Origin of the sequence: Thiomicrorhabdus sp., from assembly GCF_041583835.1 — a bacterium.
Lineage (GTDB): Bacteria > Pseudomonadota > Gammaproteobacteria > Thiomicrospirales > Thiomicrospiraceae > Thiomicrorhabdus.
This window is the reverse complement of record NZ_JBFHFC010000007.1, coordinates 38,088-54,898: the sequence shown is the minus strand read 5'-3', so window position 1 is coordinate 54,898 and position 16,811 is coordinate 38,088. Positions and strand designations below refer to the sequence as shown.

Sequence of the window (16,811 nt, the reverse complement as noted above, 5' to 3'; positions counted from 1 at the left end):
TGACAATGGAATTGATGGATAAGGTAGACCTTCTAGGAATGGATCGATCTGCCATGGAGGCTTATTTTACCGAAATTGGTGAAAAGCCTTTTCGTGCCTCTCAGGTAATGAAGTGGATTCATCAGCATGGCGTCAGTGATTTCGACGAAATGACCAATCTAAGTAAGCCGTTGCGTGAAAAACTCAAGTCCGTTGCTCAAATTAGAACGCCCAAAATCGTAGCTGAACAGCATTCCGACGACGGCACGATTAAGTGGCTGTTGGAAGTCGATAATCACAATTGCATTGAAGCGGTGTTTATTCCTGAGAAAACGCGAGGAACCTTGTGTATTTCATCTCAGGTCGGTTGTGCGTTGGAGTGTAGTTTTTGTTCGACCGGGCAACAGGGGTTTAACCGTAATTTAGAAAATTGGGAAATCATCGCCCAAATGTGGGTGGCGAACAAAGCGCTGGGTTGTAAGCCAAAAGATGAAAGACGTATTTCCAACGTCGTCTTCATGGGGATGGGTGAGCCGTTATTGAACGTTACTCATGTGTTTCCGGTTGCACGAATTTTGATGGATGATTATGCATACGGATTGTCCAAAAGACGCGTGACGATCAGTACGGCGGGTGTGGTGCCGGCAATTGATAAAATTAAAGAAGAAGTGGACGTAAGTCTGGCTATTTCTTTGCATGCACCGAACAACGAGCTTCGTGATATTTTAGTTCCAATCAATCAAAAATATCCTCTTGAAGTTTTGATGCCTGCGTTGCATCGTTTTGTCGAAGGCGGACACAGCAAAAAGCATGTAACAGTAGAGTATGTCATGCTGGACAAGATCAATGATTTACCGGAGCATGCCGATCAATTGATCGCTATCCTTGGTGATCTGCCTTGCAAAATCAATTTAATCCCGTTTAACCCTTTCCCGAATACGGAGTATCAGCGTTCATCTAATAATGCGATTCACCGTTTTCAGCAAAAGTTACAGGATGCAGGTTTGAATTGTACGGTTCGTAGAACCAGGGGCGACGATATTGATGCCGCTTGCGGACAATTGGCCGGAAAAGTGAAAGATCGCACGAAGCGTACGATACATAGGGTTGAGTTTGAAGGCCAGGCTAAAAACGTGAATTGAAGGGAGTTGAGATGGTAGAGCAAGAAAGTGTGGAATTAGCATTAAATGAATTGCTTCTTAAAGTTAGAAAAGAAAAAAAACTCACACTTGAAGAGGCTTCTAAGCGTCTTAATTTACCGGAGTCTCAGTTGGAACAATTCGAACAGACCGAACTGAATTTATCCGAGATGACACCCTTTGAGCGTGGTTACGTACGAAATTACGCACATTTTCTCGGTATTGATGAAGAGGTATACGAACCTTATTTTCCGGATGCGGATGACGTCGTCAGTAACTTGAAATCGATGCAACGTTATCAGTATCCGACAACTAAGCCGTTGATTCGAGGCGGTTTAGTTCGTTTTGTATTGTTGGTTTTGTTGTTGGTTGTATTGGGCGTATTTATTTGGGCTGCTATGCAATAGAGCGGTCGGATTTATTAGCGGCAAAATCCTGATTAGTTTTTAAAATAAAAAGTATTAAAAAGAGTTTAAATATTTTATGGGAAAACAGATTTCGGCCATTCGTGGCATGAATGACCTTTATGGTTCAGAAGTAGAGGCATTCGATTATTTGCTTGCCCAAGCACAAGAAACATTACAGCAATACGGCTTTCAGTCGATTCGTCTACCGGTTGTTGAAAAAACCGAACTTTTCGCGCGCTCTATCGGTGAGGTCACGGACATCGTAGAAAAAGAGATGTATACCTTTGAAGATCGTAACGGCGATAGTTTAACGCTGCGTCCCGAAGGAACCGCCGGTTGCGTTCGAGCGATGATTCAGAACGGTCTTACCCACAATCAAATTCAAAAGTTATATTATAGCGGCCCGATGTTTCGTTACGAACGTCCCCAGAAAGGACGCTACCGTCAATTTCATCAGTTTGGCGTGGAGGTTTTTGGATTAAGCGACGCCGATATCGATGCCGAATTGATTGCGCTGAGTGCCCGTCTGTGGGAAAAGTTAGGTTTGGAAAATCTGGAATTGCAGATCAACTCTTTGGGGAGCCAAGAAGCGAGAGCAGTTTATCGCGATAAGTTGGTTGCTTATCTTTCCGAGCATAAAGAGCAGTTGGACGAAGACAGTTTACGCCGTCTGGAATCCAATCCTTTGCGTATTTTGGATAGCAAAAATCCGGATATGAAAGCGGTTGTCGACGGTGCTCCTAAGCTAATTGATCACTTGGATGAAGAATCAGCACAACATTTTGAAACATTAAAATCCCATTTGGATGATTTAGGCATAGAATATGTCGTCAATCCGAATTTGGTGCGTGGTTTGGACTATTACAACCGCACTGTATTTGAATGGGTTACGACGGAATTAGGCGCACAAGGAACGGTTTGTGCCGGTGGGCGTTACGATGGACTGGTCGAGCAGATCGGCGGAAAGTCTACCCCGGCCGTTGGGTTTGCGATGGGGATTGAGCGTTTGACGGCCTTGTTAATGGATAAACAGTTGGTGCCGGCTCATGCAACACCGGATATCTATGTCGTATTGGTCGGAGAAAATGTTCAAAGACCGGGCTTGATCATCTCCGAAAAAATTCGTGATGATTTACCGCAACTTAACGTTCAAATGAATTGCGGCGGCGGCAGCTTCAAAAGCCAGTTTAAAAAAGCGGATAAGTCCGGCGCGCATTATGCGGTTGTCCTTGGCGATCAAGAGGTCGAAAGTAGAGTGGTTGCGCTAAAACCGCTTCGAGACGAAGCCGAACAGCTTACGCTTGGCTGGGATGAACTGACCGATCATTTAAAAACGTTGTTTAATTAATCGATATATTTTTACGAAACTAATCAGTTAACGAGGGATTCATAAGTTATGAGCCGCTATGAAACAGAAGAAGAACAGGTTGAAGCGATTAAAACCTGGTGGAAGAAAAACGGTACGACGCTATTAAGCGGTTTGTTGGTAGTTGCTGTTGCTTTTTCCGGATGGCGTTATTGGGATCAGAAGAAAACGGCCGAAGCAAGCAACGCTTCCGCAACTTTTGAAGTATTACAAATGAATTTACAGCAAGGGACGTTTGGCGAAGTTTCTCGTGACGCCCTAAAGTTGATTCAGGAACAACCGGAAAGTCCTTATGCTGCGGCTGCGGCATTGATGGTTGCAAAGTACGACTTTGAAAAAGGCGAGTTTGACGAAGCTAAGCAGCAACTTGAATGGGTGCGTGTAAATTCTTCCGATGACAGTTTGCAGCGCATCGCAACTATCCGTTTGGCTCGTATGTTGGCGGATAACAAATCGTTTTCTGATGCTAAGGCGATGTTGGATGGGGTGAAGACAGAAGCTTTGTTGCCATCCGAGCGTGGAACTTATGACTATACTTCGGGGTTGATCGCTTTATCGCAGGCTGATATTGATGCGGCTCGCGACGCTTTCAAACGAGTAGTGGAAAATGCAGAGGCTTCAAAGAGCCTTAAAGGTATCGCGCAAATTCAATTGGATGATCTGTCTTAATAAGTAGATCACGATTTGGTTAGTTGGTTGAGTTTTAAATAGGACGCTTGTAGTGAATTTGTTACGTACTGTTTCATTAATTATATTGGCACTGGGATTGACCGCGTGCTCCTCTTCTAAAGTAGTGAGAGTGCCGACCGCTTTGACGCCATTGGATTCGCCGCTTCAAATTGATAGAAATTGGCAAATTCAAATGAATGCTATGCGTAACTCGGAAGAAGGGTTGAATATCGCACAAAACTTAAATGCGGTGTTTGTTGCCGATTCAACCGGTATGGTTTCCGCCTTTAAGAAAGACAATCAATCACGCTGGACCGATCAAGTGATCTGGCAGAGTCAGATCGATGAAAAAGTCATCTCCGGTCCTGTGCTGGCAGAAGGCCGTTTAGTTGTCGGTACCTCAAAAGGAAAAGTGGTTGCCATTTCCGCAGAGGACGGGCAGGTCATTTGGCAGACACAGGTTTCGAGTGAAGTTTTAAGTCGTGCCGTGATTGCAGACGGTAAAATCTTTACCCGTACCGTAGACGGAATGTTATATGAACTTAGCCTGGAAACCGGACGTGTTGTCTGGGTTAAAGAGTATCAGATTCCGAATCTTTCATTGCGCGGTGCGGCGCCGGTTTTATATCACGACAATGTTGTATATATCGGCTGGGAAACAGGTAAGGTTGAAGCGGTATCAGCGGAATCGGGTAACACGATTTGGGAAGCGAGAGTCGCGATTCCTCGAGGGCGTACCGACCTGGAGCGTATGGTTGACGTACAGTCCGCTTTGGTCTTGAAAAACGATCGATTGATTGCGCTTGGCTACCATGGAAAATTGGCAGCAATCAGTCTTGAAAGCGGAAATTTATATTATTCTCAAGAGGTTTCGGGTTACCGGGATTTCATTGCGGACGATCAGGCAATTTATGTAGTTGATGAAGACGATGTTGTTCATGCCTATGATATTTCCAACGGCACTGAGCTGTGGAGTCAGGTCGGATTGAAATACCGCAACCTGAGTGATTTGATCGGTTATAAAGATATGATTTTGGCCATTGACGGCTTTGGATACATCCATTGGCTGGATAAAGTGCACGGTACGATTATCGGCCGTGTTAAACACAGTAATGATTACGGTGATGAAGATAACGTCGTGCATGCGATGCTGGACGGCGATACGCTGTATATTTTAGACAGCAAAGGAACCGTTAATAGTTACCGAATTACAAAATCGGATTTAATTGAATTCCAAACAGCGGAAGTTAAAGCCGCTGAGCAAGGCAAATAAAGAATGAGCAAGCCTGTTATCGCCCTAGTGGGGCGTCCTAATGTAGGAAAATCTACTCTGTTTAACCGCTTAACCCGTTCGCGTGATGCGATTGTGGCGGATTATCCCGGGTTAACTCGTGACCGTCAGTACGGTACGGGTCGAGTCGGCCACTCGCCTTATATCGTGGTCGATACCGGTGGTTTAAGTGGTGAGACGGACGGTGTGGATCCGTTGATGGCCAGCCAAGTGCAGGCCGCCTTGGAAGAGGCCGATGCCGTATTGTTTTTAGTTGACGGTCGTCAGGGGTTGACGCACGGCGATGAAGTGATTGCCCAATATGTACGCCAGTTCGATAAAGCAGTGCAAGTTTTGGTCAACAAATCCGAAGGTTGTGATTATGAATTAATCAAGGCCGATTTCTTCCAGTTGGGGTTAGGTGAACCGATGCCGGTCTCTTCCGCTCACGGTGATAATGTCGCGAATTGTGTGAATCACGTGCTTGATCAGATTCCTCAAAAAGAAGATGAATCCGGTCAGGATTTGGACGATCATCCGGGAATCCGAGTAGCCGTCATCGGCCGTCCTAACGTAGGGAAGTCGACGTTGATCAACCGTATGATCGGTGAACAACGAGTGGTCGCATTCGATATGCCGGGCACCACTCGAGACAGTATTTATGTACCGTTCGAACGTGATGGTCAAGAATATACCTTGATCGATACCGCCGGAGTTCGTCGCCGTAAAAACATTTCCGAAAAAGTCGAGAAGTTCAGTATCGTCAAAGCGATCGAAGCCATGGAAGATTCTCACGTGGTTATCTTGGTGATCGACGGTTCGGAAGGGCTGACCGACCAGGATTTGACTTTGCTTGGTCTGGCAATCGAGTCCGGGCGCGGTCTGGTTTTAGCCGTGAATAAGTGGGATAACCTGGATGGCGATCAACGCCAGAAAGTTCGCCATGAATTGAGTTACCGTTTGCAGTTTGCAGACTATGCAAAGCAGCACCTGATTTCGGCGTTGCACGGTACCGGTGTTGGAGATCTGTTCAAGACCGTTAAAAGTGTTTATATGGCGGCGATGAAGCGCGTTTCAACTTCCGATTTGAACCGTGTATTGGAGCAGGCCGTATTAGAGCATCAACCTCCGTTGATTGCAGGGCGTCGCGTGAAGCTGCGTTATGCGCACTTGGGTGGCTTGAATCCGCCGCGCGTGATTGTGCACGGCACTCAGGTGGATAAGTTGCCGCAAGCTTATACCAAATATTTGACTAATGTATTTCGTAAAGCCTTTAAGTGGATTGGTACGCCGGTAACGGTTGAGTACAAGGTGACCAGCAATCCTTTTGAAGGACGTAAGAACAAATTATCCGAACGTATTAAACGTAAGGACGGCGAGCCAATCGCCGCTAAGAAAAAGAAAAAGCGTACTCAAAAACGCAGAACTTAGTCGGCTCTTTAATCGAACCGACAAGATACCTATTTAAATTAGCATCATTCTGATATTACTAAGAGTTTAGACAGCATTATGAGTCCAAATCCGGCTAAACGTATTCGTGAAATTCCCTACAACTACACTTCGTTCTCCGATAAAGAGATCGTGTTAAGGTTTTTGGGTGAATCAGGTTGGAAAACGATCGAATCATTGCGTGATTCCCGCAATACTGGGCGTTCAGCCAGAATGTTGTTTGAGGTTTTGGGGGATATGTGGGTCGTGACTCGTAACCCGTATATTCAAGACGACTTGATCGAGAATCCGAAGCGTCGCGATGCCTTGATCAACGCGTTGAATCATCGTTTAAAACAGGTTGAACAGCGTTTAAACGGTAATGATTTGGCCGAAGACTTATTGCATTCCGTGCGAAATGCCGTAAAAGAATTCGCCGATTGGTTCCCTAGACAGATTGAATTAAGAGCGCGGGTTCGCCGGAAATTATCCAAGTTTACCCGTAACGATAACATCGACTTTGGTGGTTTGGCACGAGTTTCTCATGCTACCGATGCGACGGATTGGCGCGTAGAGTTGCCTTTAGTGGTTGTCTCTCCCGATACCGAAGAAGAAGTCGCTTATGTGGTTCAAGCTTGTATCGATCTTGGTTTAACGATGATCCCGCGTGGCGGCGGAACCGGTTATACAGGCGGTGCTATTCCATTGCATCAGGATTCGGTCGTTATTAATACCGAAAAACTGGAATACCTTGGCATGGTTGAAAAAGTCGAGTTGCCGGGTATCGGTAAAGTCGCGACTATTCAGACCGGTGCCGGTGTGGTGACTCGCCGCGTATCGGAACAGGCCGAGCGTTTCGGTTATGTCTTTGCGGTTGACCCGACGTCACAGGATGCTTCCTGCATCGGCGGTAACATCGCGATGAACGCCGGCGGTAAAAAAGCGGTGCTTTGGGGAACGACTTTAGACAACCTTGCTTCTTGGAAAATGGTTATGCCGGATGCAACTTGGTTGGAAATCCGTCGTATCAATCATAACCTCGGTAAATTGCAGGATCAGAAAACCGTTGTCTTTGAAATGCAGCGCTACGAGATCGACGGGAAAACCGAAATCGATGCGCCGGTACGTCTTGAAATGCCGGGTTCTGCATTCCGTAAAGCCGGTTTAGGTAAAGACGTTACCGATAAATTCCTGAGCGGTTTACCGGGTGTACAGAAAGAGGGGTGTGACGGCATCATCACGTCGGCTCGTTTTGTCGTTCATCGCATGCCGAGTCATACGCGTACGGTGTGTCTGGAGTTTTTCGGTACCGATTTGAGTTTGGCGGTTCCGGCGATTGTCGAAATTACCGAATTTATCGAAAGCAAGAAACAGCAAGGTATCTTGTTGGCCGGATTGGAACATCTGGACGAGCGCTATATCAAAGCGGTTAAATACAACACCAAAGCCAATCGTAAAGGTCTTCCGAAGATGATTCTTCTGGCCGACGTTTGTGGTGAAAACGGTTTTGAAGTAGCCAATACTTGTACGGAAATCGTTGAATTGGCCAACAAACGTGATGCGGAAGGGTTTATTGCGGTCAGTGAAGAGGCGCGTAAGCGTTTCTGGTCGGATCGTTCCCGTACCGCAGCAATCTCGGCGCACACCAATGCCTTCAAAATCAATGAAGACGTGGTGATTCCGTTGGAGCGTTTGAACGATTACAACAACGAAATCGAACGTATCAATATCGAATTGTCGATTCAGAATAAACTTGAAATCATCGATTCGTTAAGCGAATACTTTTCCGAACCGATTAAAGAGTTCAATCAAGCGGACGACTTTGAGGACAGCAAAGGGCCTGCGACGTATTTCAAAGGCAAGGTCGACGAAAGTAAATCGCACCTTAGTCAGGTTCGTCAGCGTTGGTCTTCGATTCTCGCACATTTGGATGCGCCGGCAGCCGAACATTTAAATCTGTACCCAGAAGGGGTTGCCGAGAAAATCCGCGAAGGCGATAAAATCATTAATCTGATGTTGAGACGTGATTTGGTGGTCTCTTACCGTAAAGAGATTCTTTCATTCTTGAAAGAGACCTTTATGGGGCACGATTTTGAACCTTTGTTGAAAAAGATCAAGCAGCTACATTTTGAACTGAGAAATGCGCGTTTGTTTGTTGCGTTGCATATGCATGCCGGTGACGGAAACATCCACACGAACATTCCGGTGCACTCCGACAACTACACCATGATTCATCGCGCGGATAAGGTAGTGGATCGCATTATGGATATCGCTCATCGTTTGGGCGGCGTTATTTCCGGTGAGCACGGAATCGGTTTGACCAAGTTCCAGTACCTTGAAGAAGATAAGATCGATGCCTTTGTCAAATATAAGAACAAGGTCGATCCGGAAGGGCGTTTCAATAAAGGTAAGCTTATGCCGGGCTCCGGTCTGGAAAAAGCTTATACGCCATCGTTGCAGTTGGTTCAGCAGGAAGCATTGATTCTAGAAGCAACTGAACTGGACGAACTTAACAAGGATATCAAGGATTGTCTACGTTGCGGTAAGTGTAAGCCGGTGTGTCAAACGCATATCCCGCGTGCAAACTTATTGTATTCGCCGCGTAACAAGATTCTGGCGACCGGTCAGGTGATTGAGGCTTTCTTGTATGAAGAACAGACACGACGCGGTATTTCTCTGCATCATTTCGATGCGATGAACGACGTGGCCGATCACTGTACCACTTGCCATAAGTGTGCGACGCCATGTCCGGTCGATATCGACTTCGGTGACGTATCGATTCGTATGCGTACCATTCTGACCAACATGGGGCAGAAGAAGAGCAGCTTGATGGTGAAGGCGGCTCTGTTATTCTTGAATACCAAGAACCCGCTGACCATTAAGGTGTTACGTAAGAGCATGATCGGTTGGGGATCGAACTTCATTACTTTGGGGCACAAGCTGGCAAAGTGGACAGGTCTGGTGGATCGTAAGAAAACCTTGCCGGCAAGTTCGACCAACCCGGCATCGGTTCAGCAGCATGTGGTTAATTTTGTTCGCAAGCCGTTGCATACCGGTCCGAATAAGAGCAGCTACCGTAATGTGTTGGGTGTGGAAGATGCCACTCAGATTCCGATCGTACGTGATCCGGCGAAGACCACGGAAGATTCGGAAGCGGTATTCTATTTCCCAGGTTGCGGATCGGAACGACTGTTCAGCGACATCGGTCTGGCAACGATTTCGTCGTTATACGATGCCGGTGTACAAACCGTGTTGCCTCCGGGGTATCTGTGCTGTGGTTATCCGCAGGCGGCGGCCGGATTGGCGGATAAAAGTTCGCAAATCACGACCGAAAACCGGGCCCTGTTCCATCGTGTTGCAAACACGTTGAACTATATGGACATTAAAACGGTCATCGTTTCTTGCGGAACCTGTTACGACCAGCTGACCAAGTATGAATTCGAACGTATCTTCCCTGGTTGCCGTTTGATGGATATTCACGAGTTCTTGACCGAAAAGGGTATGGGGCTTGAGAATGCGACCGGTAAGCAGTATTTGTATCATGCTCCGTGTCACGATCCGATGAAGCTGATGGATGGAACACAAGTCGCAAAAGATCTGTTGCAGTCCGAGGTTAAATTCAGTGACCGTTGTTGTAGTGAAGCGGGAACTTTGGCGACGGCACGTCCTGATATTGCGACACAGTTGCGTTTCAGAAAAGAGGCGGAGCTTAAGCAGGGTCTGATTGATTTAACCGGTAAAGACAAGATCAATGACGGCAGTGTTAAGGTTTTGACTTCGTGTCCGGCTTGTCAGCAAGGTTTGGGACGTTATTCGGATAATACCGGTATGGATACCGACTACATCGTGGTCGAGTTAATGAAGAATCGTTACGGCGAAAGTTGGAACAAGGAATTCTTGAAAAAGCTCGAAGCGGGTGGTATCGAGAAAGTACTGCTGTAAGAAGATTGCGTTCGGTAATATAAAAGGCACTCATTTGAGTGCCTTTTTTATATCTGATGATCAATAAGTCGGTGAATCTATCTTCAGCCGCCGTATTGATCTCCGGATGAGATTATTGAGCTTTTTGTGCTTCGTAGTAAGCTGCCAAGTCTTTAATCTCTTGATCGGTTAGTCCTTTAGCAAAAGTCGCCATGGTCGCGTCTTTACGGAAACCGTCACGGAAGTCTTTCAACTGCTTCTCAAGATAGTTTGCGTGCTGTCCTGCCAATTTAGGAAAGTTTGGAACAACGCTGTTACCATTGGCTCCGTGGCAGCCAACGCAGGTATTGGCTTTAGCAGGTGCATCCGCAGCCTGAGCAGAAGCTGTGAATAGTAATCCTGTCGTTAGAGTTGCAACGAGTAATTTCTTCATAATTCTGTTCCCGTAATTTGTTTAAGTAAATCGCACATCATTAAAAGCCAAGATGACCTTGGGGTCAAGTTATGTCGACTTAATAGACGTTGTTTAGGGCAAAAAAAAACCGCCCGAGGTAAACCTGAGGGCGGTTTTCAGTCTTAACTCTAAAAATTATAGAGTAGCAACGTAAGCAGCGATGTTATCGATGTCTGCGTCAGAAAGACCAGCAGCCATTGGAGCCATCATAGAAGTCATAGGACCCATTTGCTCACCAGCTTTATACTTGTGAAGCTTAGAAGCGATGTCCGCAGCTGGCTGACCAGCTAGTTTTGGACCAACTCCACCTTCACCAGCAGCACCGTGACAACCAACACAAGTTGCGTAAGCACCTTGACCAGCTGCTGCGTCACCAGCTTGAGCAGCTGCACCAAAAGAGATAAGACCAGCAGTTGCTAGTGCGATAGTTAGTTTTTTCATAATGTACTCTCCTAAAAAGCACGTGATAAAAAGTTCGGGTTTTTTCCCTGGATGCAATTACAAACGAAAAGGGGGGTTGAGTCAAGGTTGAAACCTTGAGTAACCCTTAAAAAAAACCTAAATTGTGAACAAAACCATAAGCTTTGTGTAAAACCTTTGATAAAGTTATACGGAAAGTTTTGTAGAACTTGTCATTTGCGTTTTTATAAGCGGGTACAAAAGGCGGTTTCGTCTTAATTCTTATTTGGAGATCGGATTTGTTTAGATTGTGGATATTGGTCATTGCAATGACCGTTATTAGCTGGTTCGTTTTGAAGTTGATTAATAAACCGACCCATATCGGCCTGGTATTTTTATTTTGGGTAGTCGCGATTATGGGAACGACTCTGTTGCTGTATGGTGTTTCCGTGTGGTTCACCAGTCACGTTTGAATCGACTAACCGGAATAAATTCATTCAACGGGTTGGAAGCGGTTAGGTTGGCGCTTCCGCCTGTTCCATTTCTTTAAATTCTTGACGTAAACGCTGGAAACTTTGATAACGCGAGTAAGCGATTTCACCGTCTTCCACCGCCTGCTTGATCGCGCATTTAGGTTCGATCGTGTGGGTGCAGTTATTGAATTTACACTGTCCTAGAAAAGGCGCAAAATCGGGATACATCGATTCCAGCTCGTTAAGGCTGCAAGGCATAGGGCTAAATTGACGAACACCGGGAGAATCTATCAGATTGCCGCCGTCGTTGGCGCCGGGCGAGGATTCCGGCAGGTGGTATAGAATGCTGTTGGTTGTGGTGTGTTTCCCCAGGCCTGAAGCTTCGGAAAGCTGACCGACGCGAATCTGTAAATCCGGAATCAGGGCGTTAATTAACGACGATTTACCTGCGCCGGACGGGCCGACAAACACCGAGTTCTTATTGGACATGAATTCGCGCAGATCCATCAGGCCTTCATTGGAGATGGTGGAGGCGGGCAATAATTCAATTCCCATTTCATCATAGGGCTGCAACAGTTCTGCAACTGCATTCCAATCTTCTTCGGATTCCAATAAGTCGACTTTGTTGATAATGATGACGACCGGAATGTCGAGCTGTTTGGCGGCAACCAGATAGCGGTCGATCATGTCGGGATGAATGCCCGGGACGACCGGCGTCACCACTCCGATAAAGTCGATATTGGCTGCGACCATGCGGGTTTGGCCGCGGAAACCTGGGCGGCTTAGTTCGTGAGTTCTAGGTAAAACGCTGACGACCACGCCGCTCTGTGGTTCGACGTCGGTTTGCCAGATGACCCGGTCGCCTGCCACTAATTTGCCTAGATGTTGGCGAATGGCACAGTTGTAGGCTTCGCCGTCCTCGGATTCGACCAATACGCGTTTACCGAAGCTGGTGATGACCAGGCCGGTTTGTTCTTCACCTAACAGACTTTTATCGTCGTTCTCTTTGCCCGTTGCGTTTTCCAACGTGGACTTTTGACGTTTGCCGCTGACACGGCGTTTTTGTTGCGTGGTGAGTTTGCGTTTAGCCATCGGGAAATGAACTCGATTTAATGTTTAGTCTAATAACGCGTCGATTTTAGCCGCCATGATCATGTCGTTCATGGTTAAGCCTTTGGCGTTATGCGTTGTTAGCGTGATGGTGCACTGGTTATAACCGAAACAGATTTCCGGATGGTGGTCTTCACGATTGGCAACCCAAGTCACCGCATTCACGAATGCAATCGTCTGGTGGTAGTTCTTAAATTGGAATTGCTTTTTGATCGATGCGTAGTCAAGCGGCGCCTCCCAACCTTGAAGTTGGCTTAGATTGCTTTCGATACTTGGAATGATCAAAGCTTTGCTGCCTTTTGGAATGTCTTCGCAGTGTTGGTTTAACAGTTCGTTTACAAGAGAGTTAGCCGTTGTCATTATTTTACCTCCAGTGAGACTTCTTGGGCGTTGCTTGGCAATGAGTTCAAATGGTCAATACGGATTTTCGCCGGCGGATGACTGTCATGGTAAGCCGAATAGCTTGGATCAGGCGTCAAGGTGCTGGCGTTATCGCGGTACATTTTCAATAGAGCCGATACCAGATATTTCGATCCGACGTGTTCGGCGGCAAAAGCATCGGCTTCAAATTCGTGTTTTCGGCTTTTGATGGCACTGACCGGGCCTAGGAAGAAGAACAAGACAGGTACCGCCGTCATGAACAGCAGTAGAGCTGCCGCAGGCGTTTGAGTGCTTAGTCCAAGGCCTATGTAAAATTCCGGTAGTTGTGCCAACCAACCTAGTAAAGCCAATCCGGCCAGACTTAAAACGGTGCTTTCAATCAGGCGCTGCTTGATGTGTCCGTGTTTGAAGTGACCCAGTTCGTGAGCCAAGACCGCTTCGACTTCTTCCGGCGTTAGTTTTTCAAGCAAAGTGTCGAAAAATACAATGCGTTTGTTCTTGCCGAAGCCGGTGAAGTAGGCGTTACCGTGGCCGGAACGCGATGAGCCGTCCATCACGAAAATGCCGTTGGATTCGAATCCGGTACGTTCCAACAGATTGTTGATGCGGGTTTTCATGGCCTCGTCTTCAAGCGGTGTGAACTTGTTGAAGATCGGAGCGATCCATTTCGGATAGGCCCACATGATCACCAGTTGGAAAACCATCCAGACAATCCAAGTGTACAGCCACCAGGCCTGTTCGAAATAGTTGTTCATGATCGACAGGATCACCCAAACAAGAGGCAGACCCAGAGCCAGCATCAATGCCCATTGTTTAACCATGTCGCTGACGAATTTTGCCGGAGTGGTTTTATTGAAACCGAAATCCGCTTCGATTTTGAAGGTGCTGATAAGTGAAAACGGCAGGTGTAATAACGACAGGAACCACAGAGTGGAAAGTAAGAAACCGACATCGCGCCAGATTGGTTCCAGCGATGTGTTTAACCACAGGTTGTAAATGTCCTGGAAGCCGCCGCCGATCGTCATAAAGGCCAAAATAGCCGCATCGTAGAAGAGTCCCATGCGCCCCAGTTGTAATTTGGCGCGGCTGTAATCAGCGGCTTTTTGATGCGCTTCCAATGTCACGACTTCGCTGAATTCATCAGGGACTTGGTCGCGGTGTTGGCGGATATGAAATTGGTTTTTGATATTTAACCAGGCTTCGATCAGTAGGTTTAAAATCAAAGCGGTAAGAAACAGTTGGGTGATCCAGTTCATGGGTTTTCTTTCTTGTTTTTTCGGTTAATATAACCGCATATTGTAAGTGATAAGAGAAAGATTTATGAAGTCGGATAAGAATTTAATTTGGATTGATCTGGAAATGACCGGGCTTGATCCCAAAACCCATCGAATTATTGAAATCGCCACAGTGGTGACCGACAGTGAATTGAATGTGTTGGCGGAAGGGCCGGTCATTGCGGTACAGACAGAGCAGACCGACTTGGATTTAATGGACGATTGGTGCGTGACCCATCACGGAAACTCGGGCTTGACCAAGCGAGTTCAGGAAAGTTCGGTCACTATGGAACAGGCTGAACAGCAAACCATCGAATTTTTAAAGCAGTACGTTCCGGCCGGAAAATCGCCGATGTGCGGTAACAGCATCTGTCAGGATCGCCGTTTTATGGTGGAGCAGATGCCGGCACTGGAAGCCTTTTTCCATTATCGAAATCTGGATGTCAGTACGTTGAAAGAACTGGCGCGCCGTTGGGCGCCGACTGTTTATCAGTCACACAAGAAAAGCGGTGCCCATCTGGCTCTGGCCGACATTATGGAGTCGATCGACGAACTCAAGCACTACCGTGAACACTTGTTCAAATCCGAAATTTAACCTCGTAAATAATCCTATTCTTTCTCTAAGCCGGTTTATTTTGCCCTTAAGCGGTAAAAAAGCGCCGCTTAGAGTTCTAAAAGCGTTGAAAATTTTATATAATTCCTCCTTTTCCCGTCGTCAAATCTCGGCGGGTATTTAAAACGTTTATATCTGACCATTGCCTGAATTTTCCCTTTGTTTTTCAATGGGTTTTTAATTGGCAGGCTGGTTTAGGTTTTATTGGAGGACCATTGTTGTGGAAATGACTGGTGCCCAGATCCTTGTAAATTATCTCGAGGACGAGGGAGTAGAGCATATATGGGGGTATCCTGGTGGAGCTGTTCTACCAATTTACGATGCCCTAGATACGGACGCTAAAAAATTAAACCATATTTTGGTGCGTCACGAACAGGCTGCAGTGCATGCTGCAGACGGCTATGCGCGCTCTACAGGTAAACCAGGAGTGGTGCTTGTAACGTCGGGTCCCGGTGCAACCAATGCCGTGACCGGAATCGCAACGGCCTATATGGACTCGATTCCAATGGTATGTATTACCGGTCAGGTGCCAACCGCACTGATCGGTTTGGATGCATTCCAGGAGATCGATACCGTAGGGATTACAAGACCGATCGTAAAACACAACTTCTTGGTCAAGAGTGTTGACGAACTTGCTAGTACGCTCAAAAAAGCATTTTATCTAGCCACAACCGGCCGACCTGGCCCTGTTGTAGTCGACATTCCAAAAGATATCCAAAACGCCAAAAGCACCTATGTTTATCCACAAGAAGTTGAGATGCGCTCCTATCTGCCTGTAACTAAGGGCCATAGTGGACAAATTAAGAAAGCGGTGGAGATGATGCTTTCTGCCAAGCGACCAATTCTGTACACCGGTGGTGGTGTCATTTTGGGCGACGCTTCTGCGGAATTGACCGAATTAACCCACAAGTTGGGCTTCCCGATTACCCAAACATTAATGGGCTTGGGCGCTTTCCCGGCTTCCGACAAACAGTCGGTAGGTATGTTGGGAATGCACGGTACTTATGAAGCGAACTTGGCGATGCATCACAGTGACGTGATTATTGCAATTGGCGCGCGTTTTGACGATCGTGTAACCGGGAACCTGGAAAAGTTCTGTCCGGATGCGAAGATCGTTCATGTCGACATCGATCCGGCTTCGATCTCTAAAAACGTCATCGTCGATATTCCGATCGTCGGACCGGTTAAGCAAGTCTTGACCGAAATGAATGCAATTTTGGATAAAACCAAATTGAAAATCGACGAACAAGCGTTGGCGGATTGGTGGCAGCAAATCGAAGAGTGGCGTGCGACCAAGTGTCTGCGCTACGACACGGCCGGTGCCAAGATCAAGCCGCAAGCTGCGATGGAAGCGGTTTGGGAAGTCACTAAAGGCGATGCTTACGTGGCGTCTGACGTAGGTCAGCACCAGATGTTTGCCGCTCAGTACTATCCGTTTGACAAGCCGCGTCGCTGGATCAACTCCGGTGGTCTCGGAACCATGGGCTTCGGCTTACCGGCGGCCATGGGTGCTCAAATGGCGTTCCCTGACGCAACGGTTGTTTGTGTGACCGGTGAAGGTTCTATTCAAATGAATATCCAAGAACTTTCGACCTGTTTGCAATACGGCTTGCCGGTGAAGATCGTCTGTTTGAACAACGGCTTCCTGGGAATGGTTCGTCAGTGGCAGGAATTCTTCTATGAGCGTCGTTACTCGATGTCTTATATGGAATCTTTGCCGGACTTCGTCAAGTTGGCGGAATCCTACGGCCATGTCGGTATGCGCATTGAAGATCCGAAGACTCTGAAATCTCAGCTGGAAGAAGCGTTCTCCGAAAAGAACAAAGATCGTTTGGTGTTTATCGACATCATTACCGATCAGCAGGAAAACGTCTATCCGATGATTCCGGCCGGTGCCGGTTTGAACGAAATGATTTTGGTGTAGGGGT

The 16,811-nt window shown here is 46.9% G+C and carries 15 protein-coding genes; 10 read left to right on the top strand and 5 right to left on the bottom strand.

The features are described from left to right. The first annotated feature begins 5 nt into the window (after positions 1-5). The 7 genes from rlmN (at position 6) to ABY044_RS05525 (ending at position 10,200) form a co-directional block, all read left to right on the top strand. Positions 6-1,121 carry a 23S rRNA (adenine(2503)-C(2))-methyltransferase RlmN gene (gene rlmN / locus ABY044_RS05555; protein ID WP_373019174.1) on the top strand — a complete coding sequence of 372 codons (1,116 nt, stop codon included), beginning with the start codon at positions 6-8 and terminating at the stop codon, positions 1,119-1,121. Between the two features lie 11 nt (positions 1,122-1,132). Continuing rightward, complete coding sequence (locus tag ABY044_RS05550; protein WP_373019009.1) at positions 1,133-1,525, top strand: helix-turn-helix domain-containing protein; 393 nt, start codon at positions 1,133-1,135, stop codon at positions 1,523-1,525. A gap of 76 nt (positions 1,526-1,601) precedes the next feature. Next, a complete protein-coding gene (gene hisS / locus ABY044_RS05545) occupies positions 1,602-2,873 on the top strand; it encodes a histidine--tRNA ligase (RefSeq protein ID WP_373019007.1) in 1,272 nt (423 codons plus the stop codon). A 48-nt stretch (positions 2,874-2,921) separates the two neighbouring features. After that, positions 2,922-3,560 (top strand): YfgM family protein, encoded by a 639-nt coding sequence (locus ABY044_RS05540; RefSeq protein ID WP_373019005.1) that lies wholly within the window; start codon positions 2,922-2,924, stop codon positions 3,558-3,560. A 52-nt stretch (positions 3,561-3,612) separates the two neighbouring features. After that, positions 3,613-4,833 carry an outer membrane protein assembly factor BamB gene (gene bamB, locus ABY044_RS05535; protein ID WP_373019003.1) on the top strand — a complete coding sequence of 407 codons (1,221 nt, stop codon included), beginning with the start codon at positions 3,613-3,615 and terminating at the stop codon, positions 4,831-4,833. A 3-nt stretch (positions 4,834-4,836) separates the two neighbouring features. Beyond that, positions 4,837-6,261 (top strand): ribosome biogenesis GTPase Der, encoded by a 1,425-nt coding sequence (gene der, locus ABY044_RS05530; protein ID WP_373019001.1) that lies wholly within the window; start codon positions 4,837-4,839, stop codon positions 6,259-6,261. A gap of 78 nt (positions 6,262-6,339) precedes the next feature. Next, a complete protein-coding gene (locus tag ABY044_RS05525) occupies positions 6,340-10,200 on the top strand; it encodes a DUF3683 domain-containing protein (protein WP_373018999.1) in 3,861 nt (1,286 codons plus the stop codon). 112 nt (positions 10,201-10,312) lie between these two features. Here the strand turns inward: ABY044_RS05525 and ABY044_RS05520 are convergent, their stop codons facing one another. After that, positions 10,313-10,612 (bottom strand): cytochrome c, encoded by a 300-nt coding sequence (locus ABY044_RS05520; RefSeq protein ID WP_373018997.1) that lies wholly within the window; start codon positions 10,610-10,612, stop codon positions 10,313-10,315. Between the two features lie 156 nt (positions 10,613-10,768). Further along, complete coding sequence (locus ABY044_RS05515) at positions 10,769-11,074, bottom strand: cytochrome c (protein WP_373018995.1); 306 nt, start codon at positions 11,072-11,074, stop codon at positions 10,769-10,771. Positions 11,075-11,331: 257 nt separating this feature from the next. On the opposite strand from ABY044_RS05515, the gene ABY044_RS05510 reads away from it, so the two are divergent. Continuing rightward, complete coding sequence (locus tag ABY044_RS05510; protein ID WP_373018993.1) at positions 11,332-11,505, top strand: hypothetical protein; 174 nt, start codon at positions 11,332-11,334, stop codon at positions 11,503-11,505. 42 nt (positions 11,506-11,547) lie between these two features. On the opposite strand, the gene rsgA is transcribed toward ABY044_RS05510, so the two are convergent. From rsgA to ABY044_RS05495, 3 genes are read right to left on the bottom strand one after another with little or no spacing between them, the layout of a single operon-like run. After that, positions 11,548-12,597 (bottom strand): small ribosomal subunit biogenesis GTPase RsgA, encoded by a 1,050-nt coding sequence (gene rsgA, locus ABY044_RS05505; RefSeq protein ID WP_373018991.1) that lies wholly within the window; start codon positions 12,595-12,597, stop codon positions 11,548-11,550. A gap of 24 nt (positions 12,598-12,621) precedes the next feature. Then, on the bottom strand, positions 12,622-12,975 hold the full coding sequence (locus tag ABY044_RS05500; protein ID WP_373018989.1) for a 4a-hydroxytetrahydrobiopterin dehydratase: 354 nt from the start codon (positions 12,973-12,975) through the stop codon (positions 12,622-12,624). Next, on the bottom strand, positions 12,975-14,252 hold the full coding sequence (locus tag ABY044_RS05495; protein ID WP_373018987.1) for a M48 family metallopeptidase: 1,278 nt from the start codon (positions 14,250-14,252) through the stop codon (positions 12,975-12,977). Before ABY044_RS05495 ends, ABY044_RS05500 begins: the two co-directional genes overlap by 1 nt. Positions 14,253-14,316: 64 nt before the next feature. On the opposite strand from ABY044_RS05495, the gene orn reads away from it, so the two are divergent. Then, on the top strand, positions 14,317-14,865 hold the full coding sequence (gene orn, locus ABY044_RS05490; RefSeq protein WP_373018985.1) for an oligoribonuclease: 549 nt from the start codon (positions 14,317-14,319) through the stop codon (positions 14,863-14,865). 238 nt (positions 14,866-15,103) lie between these two features. After that, positions 15,104-16,807 (top strand): acetolactate synthase 3 large subunit, encoded by a 1,704-nt coding sequence (locus tag ABY044_RS05485; protein ID WP_373018983.1) that lies wholly within the window; start codon positions 15,104-15,106, stop codon positions 16,805-16,807. The last annotated feature ends 4 nt before the right edge of the window (positions 16,808-16,811 follow it).

Coding starts and splice junctions, on each gene's coding strand:
- rlmN (WP_373019174.1), top strand. CDS start 6: ATGGAATTGATGGATAAGGTAGACCTTCTAGGAATGGATCGATCTGCC.
- ABY044_RS05550 (WP_373019009.1), top strand. CDS start 1,133: ATGGTAGAGCAAGAAAGTGTGGAATTAGCATTAAATGAATTGCTTCTT.
- hisS (WP_373019007.1), top strand. CDS start 1,602: ATGGGAAAACAGATTTCGGCCATTCGTGGCATGAATGACCTTTATGGT.
- ABY044_RS05540 (WP_373019005.1), top strand. CDS start 2,922: ATGAGCCGCTATGAAACAGAAGAAGAACAGGTTGAAGCGATTAAAACC.
- der (WP_373019001.1), top strand. CDS start 4,837: ATGAGCAAGCCTGTTATCGCCCTAGTGGGGCGTCCTAATGTAGGAAAA.
- ABY044_RS05525 (WP_373018999.1), top strand. CDS start 6,340: ATGAGTCCAAATCCGGCTAAACGTATTCGTGAAATTCCCTACAACTAC.
- ABY044_RS05520 (WP_373018997.1), bottom strand. CDS start 10,612: ATGAAGAAATTACTCGTTGCAACTCTAACGACAGGATTACTATTCACA.
- ABY044_RS05515 (WP_373018995.1), bottom strand. CDS start 11,074: ATGAAAAAACTAACTATCGCACTAGCAACTGCTGGTCTTATCTCTTTT.
- rsgA (WP_373018991.1), bottom strand. CDS start 12,597: ATGGCTAAACGCAAACTCACCACGCAACAAAAACGCCGTGTCAGCGGC.
- ABY044_RS05500 (WP_373018989.1), bottom strand. CDS start 12,975: ATGACAACGGCTAACTCTCTTGTAAACGAACTGTTAAACCAACACTGC.
- ABY044_RS05495 (WP_373018987.1), bottom strand. CDS start 14,252: ATGAACTGGATCACCCAACTGTTTCTTACCGCTTTGATTTTAAACCTA.
- orn (WP_373018985.1), top strand. CDS start 14,317: ATGAAGTCGGATAAGAATTTAATTTGGATTGATCTGGAAATGACCGGG.